This is a genomic window from Roseomonas sp. WA12, assembly GCF_054165765.1.
Genome location: NZ_CM135108.1, coordinates 122,841 through 135,574, shown reverse-complemented (window position 1 = coordinate 135,574; position 12,734 = coordinate 122,841). Strand labels below are relative to the sequence as shown.

The following is a 12,734-nucleotide window of genomic DNA, read 5'->3' as shown; positions in this document are numbered from 1 at the left end:
CCGATGGCGCTCGCGCTGGAGGAGGCGCGGGCAGCGAGTGGCCGGGACGAGGTGCCGGTCGGGGCGGTGGTGACGGACACCGCCGGCCTGGTCTTGGCACGCGCGGGAAACGAGGTTGAGGCGCGGTTCGACCCCTCCGCGCATGCGGAGATGCTGGCCCTGCGGGCCGCGGCGGCTGTGCGAGGGGCGAAGCGGCTGTCGGATTGCACGCTGTGGGTGACCCTGGAGCCCTGCCCGATGTGCGCCCAGGCGGCGAGCCTGTTCCGGGTGCGGCGGGTGATCTTCGGGGCCTATGACCCCAAAGGCGGCGGCGTTGAGCACGGGGCGCGTATTTTCACCTCCTCGTCCTGCCATCACGCGCCGGAGGTGGTGGGCGGTGTGCGGGAGACGGAGTCGGCGGCGCTGCTTCGGGGCTTCTTCGCGGGGAAGCGCTGAGGCTTCCCCTTCGCTGGTTCAGCGCAGGCTGAGCTCGGTGAGGCGCATGGAAAAGGGCTGGACCGGGCAGAAAAGGATAACGCGGCAGGATTGCGCCGCGGGGCCGTCCCCATTGTCGTTGAACTCGATCACGTGGAAGGCGGGCTCGGGGCCGAGCTCGACGGGACGGCCGGGGAGGTCGGCCGTGGAACCGTCGGCGCCAATGCGCCGGAGGAGGCTGGTGAGGGGCAGGCGGTCGGTGGAACTGCCGCGGAGGAAGAGGGTGGCGCGGCGCTTCTCGCGCAGCACGGCCGGGTCCCATTCCATCTCAATGGTGACCCAGCCGCTGGAGGTGCGCTGAAGGAGGGCGATCTCGAGAGCGCCGTCCGGGGTGGGGCGGAGATGCAGATCCGGCTTGGCGCCCTTGCGGAAGCCGATGGTGAGACCGGGCGCGATCTCCTCATAGGGCTGCGAGAGGGGCTGGGCGCCGAGGGCGCCGGGCGCGGCAAGGTGAGCGGCGTAGTTGGGCGAGGAGGCCTCGACGCGGTGCCCGGCCTCGGCCATCTCGCGCTTGAGCGTCAGGACCATGTCCAGGACGTCGTCGAGCCGTTCGGTGATCCGGCGGGTCATGGTCGCTCCGGTATGCTGCATTGCGGCAGAGGATGTGGCGGGCAGTGTTCCTGCTGCAATGCACAAATTGGTTTACGCCCGGCCGGTGAGCTGGGGAGAAGCCGCCGTGAGGGCATGGCCGGGGCGGCCGGTCCCTGACACATTCGGTGCCCGGGATGGGCGGAGGAGAGCGAATTCATGCGGCTGCTGGGTCTGGACGCCTCGCTCGCGCGCGCCTCGGCGGCGCTGTGGGAGGACGGGGTGGTGCTGGCCGAGGCGCGGCGCGACGGGGCGCGGGGGCAGCCGGCGGCACTCCCGGGGTTGGCGGATGGAGTGTTGCAGGCGGCCCCGGGTGCGCCCGACGCTGTCGCGGCCTCAGTGGGCCCGGGCGGGTTCACGGGGCTCCGGGCAGCGCTCGCCCTGGGCCGCGGCTTGGCAGACGGCTGGGGCGTGAAAATCGTCGGGGTGACAACGGGACAGGCGCTGGCCGAAGCCCTTCCGGCGGCGCAGGTGGCCGGGCGGGCGGTCTGGTCGGTGACCGTGGCCGGGCGGGGCGGGCTCGTGCTGGAGCGGGTGGGCGAGGCGCCGGTGCTGCTGGACGAGGCGGGCCTCCCCTCCCCCTCCGGGCCGGTGGTGCTGGTGGGGGACGCAGCGCCCATCGCTGCGGCGCGGCTGCGGGCACGCGGGGCGAATGCCCTGCTCTCCGATGCGCGGCTGCCTGAGGCCGCGGGGGTGGCGGCCGCTGCGGCGCGCGGGTTGCGGGACGGGACGGGGCTGCGGGAGGCGGTGCCGCTCTATGCCGAGCCGCTGGCGCTGCGGGTGCCTGGCGGGGGCTGAGCCGTGACAGAGACAGCAGTGCGGGCCGTCGAGGCCGGGGAGTTGACCGGGCTGGCAGCGCTGCACGCGCGGGCCTTTCCGCCAGACCAGCACTGGGGGGTGGTGGCGCTCGGGACCATGCTGGCGCTGGAGGGCGGTTTCGGGCTGGTGACCGGCGGAGAGGAGCCGGCGGGCTTCGTTCTGGCCCGGGCAGTGGCGGGGGAGGCGGAAATCATGACGCTGGCGGTGGACCCCGCCTCGCACCGGCGAGGCCTGGGGCGGCAACTGCTGGAAGCGGCGCTGGCGGAGGCGGCGCGGCGGGGGGCCGGGGTGCTGTTCCTGGAGGTGTCCGAGGCGAATCTGGCGGCGCGGGCGCTATATGCCGGGGCCGGGGCGGCGGAGGTGGGGCGGCGCCGACGCTACTACAGCGACGGCAGCGACGCGCTGGTACTGCGCTTCAGCCCGCCTTCCTGATCCAGAGCCGGGTGTCGCCCGCCGCGTCCTCATCCTGGGCGAGGACCTGATGGCCCTGTTCCGTGGCCGTGCGGGGGACGTTGCGACGAGGCTCCTCGCCGCGAAGGGTAACCAGGAGAACCTCGCCGGGCGCCATCCGGTCGAGCGCCAGGCGGGTGCGGACGAAGGTCATCGGGCAGGTGTCGCGAGTGATGTCGAGGCGGCAAGTCTCGTCAGGCATGTCCGCGTGTCCTTCGGGAGGGTTTTCGGGCGTCAGTTCTTTGGACATTTGCGCTGCACCTCTACTCTTCTCTGTTGTTGCCAGGGCCGAGGATGTAAATCAGTTGCGAATCGCGTACGCAGCAAGTGCCGGGGGTCGCGGGTGTCTTTCATTCGACGAAACTGGCGGGGATGGCGTGGCGTGTCGGGCAGTGGCGAGGCCGAGGGGATCCGGGGATGGCGGAGAGCGTGACGATGGTGCGGGATTCCGCGGATGGAAGCGTACTGGGGCTGACGGCGCAGATCGTGGCCGCGCATGTCTCGAACAACCCTGTGCCCGTGGCAGAGCTCTCCGGGCTGATCGAGAATGTCCATCGCACGCTGGCTGGACTGGGCCGACCGGCCGAGATGGCGGCGCCGATCCGGCCGGAGCCAGCGGTGCCCGTGAAGAAGAGCGTGACGCCCGAGTACCTGATCTGCCTCGAGGACGGCAAGAAGTTGAAGATGCTGAAGCGCCACCTCAAGACAGCCTACAACATGACGCCGGAGCAGTACCGGGAGCGCTGGGGCCTGCCGCCGGATTATCCGATGGTGGCGCCGGCCTATGCCTCGCACCGCTCGTCGCTGGCCAAGAAAATCGGGCTCGGGACGCGGCCGCGGACGACGCGCCGCGCGCGCGGCGCGAAGGACTGAGTGGGCAAGGCGCCTCACCGGTGAGGCGCCTGCCCCGCGGGGCAGGCTCCGGGGGCGGGTGCCGGCGGCGAGGAGCCGGATGCGGTGCCGGGCGCCCTGCCGGATGGTCCGTTGGGCGAAACGCCGAACGGGCTGCTGGACGGGCTATTCGAAGGGCCATTCGACGGGGCGTTTGGCGTCGGGGCTGCGGCGGGCTAACAGTCTCCGCCCGAACGGGATGAACATGGACCACGCCACCCACACCCATAAGGCGCCACAGGGCGCGGACGCGACCCGGATCGAGCGGCTCTGCGTCGAACGCGGCCTGAAGATGACCGGGCAACGCCGGCTGATCGCGCGCGTGCTGTCCGAGGCCGAGGACCACCCCGACGTGGAGGAGCTGTACCGGCGCGCCATCGCGCTCGACAGCAAGGTCTCCATCGCCACGGTGTACCGCACCGTGCGGCTGCTGGAGGAGAAGGGCATCCTTGAGCGGCGCGACTTCGGCGGCGGGCGGTCCCGCTACGACCCGGCCGATCGCGGGCAGCACCACCACCTGATCGACGTGGACACGGGCACCGTCATCGAGTTCGAGGACGAGGAGCACGAGCGGCTCGTGCAGTCGATCGCGGCGCGCTACGGCTTCACGCTGGTGCAGCAGCGGCTGGAACTGTTCGGCAAGAAGGTGGCGGCCCCCCTCCCCGCCTCGGCGGATCGGCGGCGCGCGGGCGGGCCGGGGACGAAGAAGGACGCGGGGTGACGTGCCGGAGATGACGGGGCCCGGGACGAGGATTACGGGAGCGGGGACGACGGGAGCGGGGGTGTTCGGGTCCGGCATGATGGGCGCACCCTCCGGCTTTGGGGAGATCCGCAACGGCAGCCTGGGCGTGCGGATCGCGGAGAGCGCGGCGGAGGTGGAGGCCGCGCAGGCGTTGCGCTGGCGGGTTTTCTACCAGGAAATGGGCGCGCATGCCGATGCCGCCACCGACGCGGCCCGGCTCGACGCTGATGCCTACGATCCCGTAGCCGACCACCTGTTGGTGCTGGACCATGACCGCGGCGAGGGAGCTGCGGCGGTGGTGGGCACCTATCGCCTGATCCGCCGCCCGGCCGCGGACCGGGTGGGCGGCTTTTACTCGGCCTCTGAATATGATCTCACGCCCATCCTGGCGCTGGAGGGCGGGCTGCTGGAACTCGGGCGGTCATGCGTCGATGAGGGCTATCGCACGCGCGGCACCCTGCAGCTGCTGTGGCAGGGCATCGCGGCCTATGTGTTCCAGCACCGGATTGCGCTGATGTTCGGTTGCGCCTCCCTGCCCGGCACCGATCCGGACGCGCTGGCGGAGCCGCTGACCTATCTCTACGCGAGCCATCTGGCGCCGCCTGCGCTGCGGCCGCGGGCGCTGCCCGAGCTGTATGTGCCGATGAACCGGATGGATGCGGGCTCGATCGATTCTCGGCGCGTGCTGGCGGACCTGCCGCCCCTGGTGAAGGGGTATCTGCGGCTCGGCGGCTTTGTCGGCGACGGGGCCGTGGTGGACCGGCAATTCAACACCACCGATGTCTGCGTGGTGGTGAAGACGGACCAGGTGACGGCGAAGTACCTGAAGCACTACGAGCGCCGGATCGGCGGCGCGGGCGAGTAGCCGCGCCGGCCGCACGGTCCGGGGCCGTTCACGCCCGGGGCTGATCAGTCCACGGGCAGTGCCATGCCGTCCCGCTGCGGGTCGGCGCCGCCTTCCAGCCGGTCGCCCGCGATGCCGATGCCGTGGAGCGCGGCGAAGGCGTAGCTCATCGGGCTGCGCTTGATGTCGTAGCCCTGGGCAGCCAGCGTATCCGTCACGTCGCGGCGGATGCGGTTGGAGACGTCGATGGAATCCGACACCGCGACGATGCGCGGGGCGGCGACCGCATCCGACATGGACATGCCGAAATCGAGCACGTTGCTGATGCCCTGCGCCACCGCGGGCGCGATGTAGCTGCCGCCGGGCGCGCCGATAACGATGCGCGGCCGGTCACCCTGGAAGACGATGGTGGGGGCGGAGGAGGAGGCGCGGCGCTTGCCGGGGGCGATGGAGCCGGCGCGGCCCGGGCGCGGGTCGAAGCGGCTCATCGAGCCGTTGTACATGAAGCCCAGCCCCTCGGTGATGGCGCCGGACGGGCTGCCGAGGGTGTGGGTCATCGTCACGCAGTTGCCCTCGCGGTCCATCACGGAGACATGGGTGGTGTCGCGCTCGGTTTTCCGTTCGAGGCGGGTCACGCGCAGGCGGTCGGCGCGGCGGATGCCCTCGGCCACGTTTGCTGTGTAGGCGGGCGAGAGGAGCTGGTCCGTCGGCACGGGCACGAAGGCCGGGTCCGACATGTTGCGGTCCTTGTCGATGGTCATGCGCTTCATGGCCTCGGTCAGGATGCGGATATGCTCGGTGCCGGAATGGGTGAGCGCGCCGATGTCGAAATGCTCGAGGATGTGCAGCACCTGCAGCATGGCGAAGCCGCTGCTTGGGGGCGGGTTGGTGGCAATACGATGACTACGGTATTCGCCCCAGATCGGGTCGGCGAGGCTGGGACGATAGGCGCGCAGGTCCTCCATGCCGATCAGCCCGCCATGCGCCTTGAAGTCGGCGGCGATCTCCTCGGCCATTTCGCCGGTGTAGAACAGCTCAGGGCCGCCCTCGGCGAGGCGTTCAAGGCTGCGGGCCATGTCGGGGTTGTGGATGGTGTCGCCGAGGCGCTTGAGCGTGCCGTCCTCGCGGAAGTAGACGCGGCGTCCCGTCGCGGTCATGCGCAGCTTGTCGATGGTGTTGACCTGGCCGCTGGCGGACTGGTCCTGCGACCAGAACCAGTGGACATGCGGGCGCACCATCCAGCCCTGGCGGGCCTGGGCGATGGCGGGCTGGAACACGTCCCGCCACTCCATGCTGCCCCAGAGGCGGAGCGCTTCCGCGTAGCCCGCGACATTGCCGGGGGTGCAGACGGCGAGGTGCCCGGCCTCGCTGATGCCGCCTTCCAGCAGGAAGGCAAAGCCATCGCGCGACTGGCCGAGGAGCTTGGATTCCCACATGTCCGGCGTGGCGGCGAGCGGGGCGCGGGAGAAGAACTCCAGCACCTTGTGCACGCCGCGGCCGGGCAGGAAGACCTGCATGGAGCCGAAGCCGCCGATGCCGACCATCTGCGGGTCCACCACGCCCTGCACGAGGCCGCAGGCGATGGCAGCGTCCACCGCATTGCCGCCGCGCTCGAGCACGCGGGCGCCGGCTTCCACCGCTTCCGGCTGCGGCGCCACGATCATCCCGGGCATGTCAGGCGCGCTTCGTCTTGAGGAGGCCGGCGAGGAAATCCTGCACGCGGTCGATGACGAGCATCCGGCTGTGGGCGACGCCGGGGACAAGGTCGAAGCGCACGGTCACGCCGGCGGCCTCGAAAGAGGCCTGCAGAGCCTTCAGGCGTTCGGGGCGCGTGCGGCCGGCATCGTTGGCGCCCTCCATCCAGTAGGTGCCGCCGGGCTTGTGGGTGATCTCCCAGGTCTCGAGATCGGCGTCGCCGACGAGCATCTGCACGGGAACCCTCGCCAGCGCATCGCGGTCGAAGGCGATGCCGAAGACCTGTTCCAGGTTGCGGATGCCGACCCACCAGTCGCGATCGGCGTCGAGCAGGGTGACGGAGCCGGAGGCGCCGATGCTGGCGGCCCAGAGCTTGCGGGGATGCAGGATGGCGAAGCGATGGGTGAAGTGGCCGCCGCCGGAGAAGCCGAACAGGGCGAAGTTCTGCCAGTCGCGGCCGTAGCGCTGCGCGACCTCCTCCACCATGCCGAGCAGGACGCGGTCGTAGCGGATGTCGCCTTCCTGCATGTATTTGTAGCCGCTGCGCGCGCCATCCCCGAGCGGGCCAATTGGGAAGATGGGGCAGAGGATGACGCAGTTGTTCCAGCGCCCGAACTCGGCAAAGCCGTCGCGGAAGTCGAGGAAGCTGGTGCGCGAGGTGCCGTGCACGCAGACCACCAGCTCGGTGTCTGGGCCGATCTGCGGCGGGACGTAGAGGCAGTACTGGAAGCGCGGATCGACCTTCGCGGAATAGATGGCGGTCTTGCCGGTGTCGTAGGTGGCGCGCAGCAGCTTGGCCTGCGTGTCTTCGGTGGTGGTGGACACGGGGATCAGGATTCCTTCGTGACGCCGTTGGCGAGCGTGTACTGGTCGGCGCGGGTGACGTAGCCGATGCCCTTCTTCGCGGCCCAGACCGAAACCTCGTGGTGCAGCGGGATGAGGGCCACCTCGCGGAAGGCGATGCCGCTGGCTTCCGCCAGCAGGGCGTTGCGGGCTGTGTCGTCCATGGTGCGGAGCGCCTCCTTCAGGCGGCGGTCCACCTCCGGGTTGGAGTAGCGGCCACCGTTGGAGATGCCGTAGCCGGCCGGCTTGTCCTCGGTGGCGACGAGGGCGCCCATGGGGTTGCTCGTCTCGCCCGTGTTCACGCCCCAGGCGCCGAGGAAGCAGGAGAGCTCGGTGCGAGCGTTGTTGCGGCCGGCATAGGTGGACCAGGGCATCACCTCCGCGCGGCACTCGATGCCGATGCGGGTGAACATCTGTGCGACGGCCTGCACGATCTTGGCGTCGTTGATATAGCGGTCGTTCGGGCCGTGGACGGTGAGGCGGAAGCCGCGGGGGTAGCCAGCCTCGGCGAGCAGCGCGCGGGCGCGGTTCGGGTCGAAGGGGGCGGGCTCCAGCGTCGGGTCGGTGCCAGGGCCACCCTTGGGCAGGAACTGGGTGGCAACCACGGCCTGGCCCTCCATCGTGCGGTCCACGATGGCCTGACGGTTGATAGCCATGGAAAGCGCCTGGCGGACGCGGAGGTCCTTGAACGGGTTGCGGTCGAGCGGCCGGCCGTCGGTGCCGGTGACGAAGGGGGAGACATCGTTCACCTGGTCGGTGGCAAGATAGACGAACCGGGAGGAGATGCCGCTGATCAGGTGCAGGCGCGGGTCGGCCCGCACGCGCTCGGTGTTGCCGGACGCGACGGCCTCCACGATGTCGAGGTCGCCGGCCAGGAGGCCCGCGAGGCGGGCGGCGTCGTCGGTGACGACGCGCAGCTCCACCCGCTCCCAGGGCGTGGCGCCGCCCCACCAGGCCGCGTTGCGCTCGAGGGTGATGCGGTTGCTGGGAATGTAGTCGCGCAGGATGTAGGGGCCGGTGCCGATGGCGGCGCGGCCGGCGTTGAACTCGGCGCTGGGGGCGTCCTTGAACCGGGCGCTGATGATGCGGACGCGGCCGATGGCGTTCAGCAGCAGCGGGTCGGGCGCGCGGGTCTCTACCAGCAGGGTGCGGGGATCGGGCGCGGACATGGCCTTGATGCTGCGCGTGTAGGTGCGGAAGGACGCCGCGCTGGGGATGTCCGTCGCGCGCTGGATGGAGACGATCGCGTCCTCGGCGGTGAAGGGCGTGCCGTCGGTGAAGCGCGTGTCGCGAAGGCGGAAGGTCCAGTGAGTGTCGTCCGTGCGCGTCCAGCTTTCGGCAAGGCCGGGGACGGAGCGCGAGGCGTGATCGTTGACGATCAGGCTGTCGAACAGATGGGTGGCGACGGCGTTGTTCGGGGCGTTGCTGAGCAGGTGCGGGTCGAGGGTGGTGTTGGGTGCGGCCATGCCGATCCGCAGGGTGCTGCCGCCCGGCGTCTGGGCCCGGGCGGAGGCGAGCCAGCCCGGTGCGGCCCATCCCGCCCCTGTGGCCAGGGCCAGGCTGAGGAGGTCGCGTCGCTGGGTCATGGCCGTGTCGTCTCTGGGGGGTGCCGGGAGACTAGGTCCGGTCTCCCGGGCGGTCCAGGCGGGCTCGTCACGCCGGTGTCACCAGCGCGCCATGGACGTGTCCCGGGCCTGGGAGTAACCCGGCTGAATGGACGCCGCCATCCGCGACCCTGCCGAGGCCCTGACCCCACCGAGCCGCCTGCGCCGGCGCACGCCGCTGCGCTTCCGGCGCGCCGTTCCGGGCGGGCGCTTCTTCGATGTGATGGACGACCGGCCGCTGGGCGGGCGGCTTCGGGCGGTCCGTCGGCTGGCAAGCGTGCTGCTGTGGACGCTTCTGGCCATTCCCGTGCAGGCCGTGCTGCTGCTGGTTCCCGGGCCGGGGAAGGTTGCTTTCGCGCGGGTGTACTGGCGGGTGGTCTGCTTCCTGATCGGGATGCGGATCCGGGTGGTGGGCGAGCGGCGGGCGGCGCCGCGCACGCTGTTCCTGGCCAATCATTCCTCCTGGCTCGACATCCTCGTGCTGGGCGGCACGCTGGATGCCGCCTTTGTCTCCAAGGCCGAGGTGGGGCAGTGGCCGCTGGTCGGGCTGGTGGCGCGGCTGGGGCGGACGGTGTTCGTCTCCCGCGCCCGCGGCCGCACCGGTAACGAGGCCCGCGAGATGCGGGACCGGCTGGGCCGGGGCGACAGCCTGATTCTGTTCCCCGAGGGCACGAGCTCGGACGGGACGCGGGTACTGCCCTTCCGCTCCTCCTTCCTCTCGGTGGCCGATGCGGCGGAGGTGATCCAGCCGGTGTCGGTGGCCTATGACCGGCTGGGCGGGCTGCCGGCCTGCCGGCGGGACCGGCCGCTATTCGCATGGTACGGCGATATGTCGATCGGCCCGCATGCCTGGCGGCTGTGCCGGCATGCCGGGCTGCGCGCGACCATCCTGCTGCACGACCCGCTGGACCCCGGGACCATCCCGAACCGCAAGGCGCTCTCCGCTGCGGCCGAGGCGACGGTGGCCGAAGGGGCGGCGATGCTGCGGCAGAACCGCGAGCCGCGGCCGCTTCCGGTGCGGCCCGTTTCGATCCCGGTGGCCTGACGCGCTTGACGGGAATCGAACGCTTCCGCAACGCTCGGGGCATGGACATGCCGTGCCCGCCGCGCGGGGCCTTCACTCCGGGCTTTTCTTGACCTGGAAGGCCCTGCGCCGCACATCCCCCCGGCCCGGGGCCCCCTGCAGACGGGGCCGCGGTACGAGAGGGTCTTCTTCCGCATGAGCAGTTCCACCGGCCCCGTCCTGACTGGTTCCCCGGTTGCCTCCCTGGCAGCCTCCGAGACGGGCACCAGGCCCGCGCGCAAGCTCCTGATCCGTACCTGGGGCTGCCAGATGAACGTGTATGACAGCGGGCGTATGGCCGACATCCTGGCGCCGCTGGGCTATGCCCCGACCGAGAGCGCGGAGGAGGCCGATATGGTCATCCTCAACACCTGCCATATCCGCGAGAAGGCGAGCGAGAAGGTCTTCTCGGACCTCGGGCGGCTGCGGGACACGAAGAAGGCGCGCGCGGCCGAGGGCCGGCAGACCGTGATCGCGGTAGCGGGCTGCGTGGCGCAGGCGGAGGGGGCGGAAATCACGGCCCGGGCGCCCTGGGTGGATATCGTGCTGGGGCCGCAGACCTATCACCGGCTGCCGGAGATGGTGGCCCGCGCGAGCCGCGCGGCCGGCGCCGTGATCGAGACGGACTTCCCGGCCGAGGACAAGTTCGACCACCTGCCCGAGGCCCGCGCGGCGCAGGGGCCTGTGGCCTTCCTGACGATCCAGGAGGGCTGCGACAAGTTCTGCTCCTTCTGCGTGGTGCCCTACACGCGCGGGGCCGAGTTTTCCCGACCCGCCGTGGCAATCCTCACGGAGGCGCGGCAGCTCGCGGCCGGCGGGGCGCGGGAGATCGCGCTGCTCGGGCAGAACGTGAACGCCTGGGTGGGGGAGGCGCCAGGCGGCGGATCCTGGCGGCTGGCGCGGCTGCTGCGGGAACTGGCGGAAATCCCCGGCGTTGCTCGTCTGCGCTACACGACGAGCCACCCGCGCGACATGGATGACGACCTCATCGCGGCTCATGGGGAGATCCCCGCCCTGATGCCCTATCTGCACCTCCCCGTGCAGAGCGGGTCGGACAAGGTGCTGGCCGCGATGAACCGGGGGCATAAGGCGGCTCTCTACCTGCGACTGGCCGACCGGCTGCGCGAGGCGCGGCCGGACATCGCGCTGACCTCGGATTTCATTGTCGGGCATCCCGGCGAGACGGCGGCGGACTTCGAGGCGACGATGCGGCTTGTCGAGCGGGTGGGCTTCGCCGGCGCCTATTCCTTCAAGTACTCGGCGCGCCCCGGCACGCCCGCCGCCTCCATGGCCGGGCTGGTGCCCGAGGCGGAGAAGGACAGCCGTCTCCAGACCCTGCAGGCGGTGCTGCGGCACCAGCAGGATGCCTTCAACCACGCCTGTGTCGGGCGCGTGGTGGATGTGCTGATCACCGGCCTGGGGCGGCATCCCGGGCAGGTGGCGGGACGCAGCCCGTGGCTGCAGCCGGTCCATGCAACCGGTGCAGCCCCGGTTGGCGCCGTGGTGCCGATGCAATTGCGCGCCGCGCTCCCCAATTCCCTTTCCGCAACCATGGTGCTGACCGAGGAGTCCGCCGCCGCTTGACCCAGATCGCCGCCCCCGCCGGGGGGATCTCCCTTCGGCCCGATGCCCGTCCGATCAGCCGCCCCGGTTTCCAGCCGGACGTGCCGCGGACCATTAATCTGACCTTCGACGACAACGCCCTGCTGGCGCTGCTGTACGGAGAGCACGACCGGCATCTCTCGCGCATCGAGCAGCGGCTGGGGGTACGGATCGCCTCGCGGGGGAACCGCGTGACGATCTCGGGAGGGGCTGAGGCGACTGGGCTGGCGGAATCGGTGCTGCGCTCACTGTGGCAGCGACTGGAGAAAGGGGACGCGACGGGCATGGCGGAGGTTGAGGCCGCGCTGCGCATGGCCGACGGGCCCGTGGAGGATCCGCGGCTGCCGTTGGCGGATATGCCGGCGATCCGGACACGCAAGGGCGCCATCGCGCCGCGCAGCCGGACACAGGCGGGCTACATGGACATGCTGCAGCGCCAGGAGATGGTGTTCGGCGTCGGGCCCGCGGGCACGGGCAAGACCTATCTGGCGGTCGCGCAGGGCGTGGCGCTGCTGATGGCCGGGCGCGTGGACCGGATCATCCTCTCCCGCCCCGCGGTGGAGGCCGGGGAGCGGCTGGGCTTCCTGCCGGGCGACATGAAGGAGAAGGTCGATCCCTATCTCCGCCCCCTGTATGACGCGCTGCACGACATGATGCCGGCGGACCAGGTGGCGCGCCGGATCGTCTCGGGCGAGATCGAGATCGCGCCGCTGGCCTTCATGCGCGGGCGCACGCTGGCCCATGCCTATGCCATCCTGGACGAGGCGCAGAACACGACACCCGCGCAGATGAAGATGTTCCTCACCCGCATGGGCGAGGGGTCCCGCATGGTGGTGACGGGCGATCCCTCCCAGGTGGACCTGCCGGCGGGACAGAAGTCCGGGCTGGTGGAGGCGCTTTCCATCCTGGACGGGGTGGATGGCATCGGGGTGACGCGCTTCGGTGAGGCGGATGTGGTAAGGCACCCGCTGGTCGGGCGGATCGTCTCGGCCTATGGCCGTGCCGAGGCCGATGGGCGGATCGCGCCCACCGATGGGCGCGGGCCGCCGCGCGGCAGGATCAGGGAGTAAGGCAGAGGTGGGCAGTCGCCCGCCCGGTGGTGAAGCCACCGGGCTTTTC

Annotated in this window: 14 protein-coding genes; 9 read left to right on the top strand and 5 right to left on the bottom strand. The window is 71.0% G+C overall.

Annotated features, from left to right (window positions below; translation table 11 throughout):
* The first annotated feature begins 3 nt into the window (after positions 1–3).
* A complete protein-coding gene (locus ACVBD7_RS00630; protein ID WP_458095587.1) occupies positions 4–435 on the top strand; it encodes a nucleoside deaminase in 432 nt (143 codons plus the stop codon).
* An 18-nt stretch (positions 436–453) separates the two neighbouring features.
* Here the strand turns inward: ACVBD7_RS00630 and ACVBD7_RS00625 are convergent, their stop codons facing one another.
* On the bottom strand, positions 454–1,044 hold the full coding sequence (locus ACVBD7_RS00625) for a hypothetical protein (RefSeq protein ID WP_458095586.1): 591 nt from the start codon (positions 1,042–1,044) through the stop codon (positions 454–456).
* 177 nt (positions 1,045–1,221) lie between these two features.
* Here ACVBD7_RS00625 and tsaB point away from each other — a divergent pair, with 177 nt between their 5' ends.
* Both tsaB and ACVBD7_RS00615 read left to right on the top strand, forming a co-directional pair.
* Complete coding sequence (gene tsaB / locus ACVBD7_RS00620) at positions 1,222–1,860, top strand: tRNA (adenosine(37)-N6)-threonylcarbamoyltransferase complex dimerization subunit type 1 TsaB (protein WP_458095585.1); 639 nt, start codon at positions 1,222–1,224, stop codon at positions 1,858–1,860.
* Between the two features lie 3 nt (positions 1,861–1,863).
* Positions 1,864–2,313: a GNAT family N-acetyltransferase gene (locus ACVBD7_RS00615; protein WP_458095584.1), complete on the top strand. Its 450-nt coding sequence runs from the start codon at positions 1,864–1,866 to the stop codon at positions 2,311–2,313.
* Here the strand turns inward: ACVBD7_RS00615 and ACVBD7_RS00610 are convergent.
* Entirely contained in the window at positions 2,297–2,533 is a 237-nt protein-coding gene (locus ACVBD7_RS00610; RefSeq protein ID WP_458095583.1) for a sulfurtransferase TusA family protein, read from the bottom strand. The two genes, ACVBD7_RS00615 and ACVBD7_RS00610, sit on opposite strands and share 17 nt — an antisense overlap.
* Before the next feature lie 215 nt (positions 2,534–2,748).
* On the opposite strand from ACVBD7_RS00610, the gene ACVBD7_RS00605 reads away from it, so the two are divergent.
* The 3 genes from ACVBD7_RS00605 to ACVBD7_RS00595 all read left to right on the top strand — a co-directional run bounded on the left by ACVBD7_RS00605 (position 2,749) and on the right by ACVBD7_RS00595 (position 4,829).
* Complete coding sequence (locus ACVBD7_RS00605) at positions 2,749–3,204, top strand: MucR family transcriptional regulator (RefSeq protein ID WP_458095582.1); 456 nt, start codon at positions 2,749–2,751, stop codon at positions 3,202–3,204.
* A 223-nt stretch (positions 3,205–3,427) separates the two neighbouring features.
* A complete protein-coding gene (locus ACVBD7_RS00600; RefSeq protein ID WP_458095581.1) occupies positions 3,428–3,943 on the top strand; it encodes a Fur family transcriptional regulator in 516 nt (171 codons plus the stop codon).
* A gap of 76 nt (positions 3,944–4,019) precedes the next feature.
* Positions 4,020–4,829, top strand: coding sequence for a GNAT family N-acetyltransferase (locus ACVBD7_RS00595; RefSeq protein WP_458097759.1), 810 nt, complete (start codon positions 4,020–4,022; stop codon positions 4,827–4,829).
* Positions 4,830–4,873: 44 nt separating this feature from the next.
* On the opposite strand, the gene ggt is transcribed toward ACVBD7_RS00595, so the two are convergent.
* Genes ggt through ACVBD7_RS00580 form a run of 3 tightly spaced genes read right to left on the bottom strand, consistent with a single transcriptional unit; the run spans position 4,874 to position 8,932 of the window.
* Positions 4,874–6,481, bottom strand: coding sequence for a gamma-glutamyltransferase (gene ggt / locus ACVBD7_RS00590; protein ID WP_458095580.1), 1,608 nt, complete (start codon positions 6,479–6,481; stop codon positions 4,874–4,876).
* A 1-nt stretch (position 6,482) separates the two neighbouring features.
* A complete protein-coding gene (locus tag ACVBD7_RS00585; protein ID WP_458095579.1) occupies positions 6,483–7,328 on the bottom strand; it encodes an alpha/beta hydrolase in 846 nt (281 codons plus the stop codon).
* A 5-nt stretch (positions 7,329–7,333) separates the two neighbouring features.
* On the bottom strand, positions 7,334–8,932 hold the full coding sequence (locus ACVBD7_RS00580; protein WP_458095578.1) for an ABC transporter substrate-binding protein: 1,599 nt from the start codon (positions 8,930–8,932) through the stop codon (positions 7,334–7,336).
* Positions 8,933–9,059: 127 nt separating this feature from the next.
* On the opposite strand from ACVBD7_RS00580, the gene ACVBD7_RS00575 reads away from it, so the two are divergent.
* The 3 genes from ACVBD7_RS00575 to ACVBD7_RS00565 all read left to right on the top strand — a co-directional run bounded on the left by ACVBD7_RS00575 (position 9,060) and on the right by ACVBD7_RS00565 (position 12,685).
* Positions 9,060–9,995 carry a lysophospholipid acyltransferase family protein gene (locus ACVBD7_RS00575; RefSeq protein WP_458095577.1) on the top strand — a complete coding sequence of 312 codons (936 nt, stop codon included), beginning with the start codon at positions 9,060–9,062 and terminating at the stop codon, positions 9,993–9,995.
* A 174-nt stretch (positions 9,996–10,169) separates the two neighbouring features.
* Positions 10,170–11,597, top strand: a complete 1,428-nt coding sequence (gene miaB / locus ACVBD7_RS00570; protein ID WP_458095576.1) for a tRNA (N6-isopentenyl adenosine(37)-C2)-methylthiotransferase MiaB — start codon at positions 10,170–10,172, stop codon at positions 11,595–11,597.
* 53 nt (positions 11,598–11,650) lie between these two features.
* The gene (locus ACVBD7_RS00565; protein WP_458097758.1) at positions 11,651–12,685 is read left to right on the top strand and encodes a PhoH family protein; all 1,035 of its coding nucleotides are present in this window, start codon (positions 11,651–11,653) and stop codon (positions 12,683–12,685) included.
* The last annotated feature ends 49 nt before the right edge of the window (positions 12,686–12,734 follow it).

What these genes read in the sequence shown, in the direction of transcription:
- ACVBD7_RS00630 (WP_458095587.1), top strand. Translation starts at nt 4, where the DNA reads ATGGCGCTCGCGCTGGAGGAGGCGCGGGCAGCGAGTGGCCGGGACGAG.
- ACVBD7_RS00625 (WP_458095586.1), bottom strand. Translation starts at nt 1,044, where the DNA reads ATGACCCGCCGGATCACCGAACGGCTCGACGACGTCCTGGACATGGTC.
- tsaB (WP_458095585.1), top strand. Translation starts at nt 1,222, where the DNA reads ATGCGGCTGCTGGGTCTGGACGCCTCGCTCGCGCGCGCCTCGGCGGCG.
- ACVBD7_RS00610 (WP_458095583.1), bottom strand. Translation starts at nt 2,533, where the DNA reads ATGCCTGACGAGACTTGCCGCCTCGACATCACTCGCGACACCTGCCCG.
- ACVBD7_RS00605 (WP_458095582.1), top strand. Translation starts at nt 2,749, where the DNA reads ATGGCGGAGAGCGTGACGATGGTGCGGGATTCCGCGGATGGAAGCGTA.
- ACVBD7_RS00600 (WP_458095581.1), top strand. Translation starts at nt 3,428, where the DNA reads ATGGACCACGCCACCCACACCCATAAGGCGCCACAGGGCGCGGACGCG.
- ACVBD7_RS00595 (WP_458097759.1), top strand. Translation starts at nt 4,020, where the DNA reads ATGATGGGCGCACCCTCCGGCTTTGGGGAGATCCGCAACGGCAGCCTG.
- ggt (WP_458095580.1), bottom strand. Translation starts at nt 6,481, where the DNA reads ATGCCCGGGATGATCGTGGCGCCGCAGCCGGAAGCGGTGGAAGCCGGC.
- ACVBD7_RS00580 (WP_458095578.1), bottom strand. Translation starts at nt 8,932, where the DNA reads ATGACCCAGCGACGCGACCTCCTCAGCCTGGCCCTGGCCACAGGGGCG.
- ACVBD7_RS00575 (WP_458095577.1), top strand. Translation starts at nt 9,060, where the DNA reads ATGGACGCCGCCATCCGCGACCCTGCCGAGGCCCTGACCCCACCGAGC.
- miaB (WP_458095576.1), top strand. Translation starts at nt 10,170, where the DNA reads ATGAGCAGTTCCACCGGCCCCGTCCTGACTGGTTCCCCGGTTGCCTCC.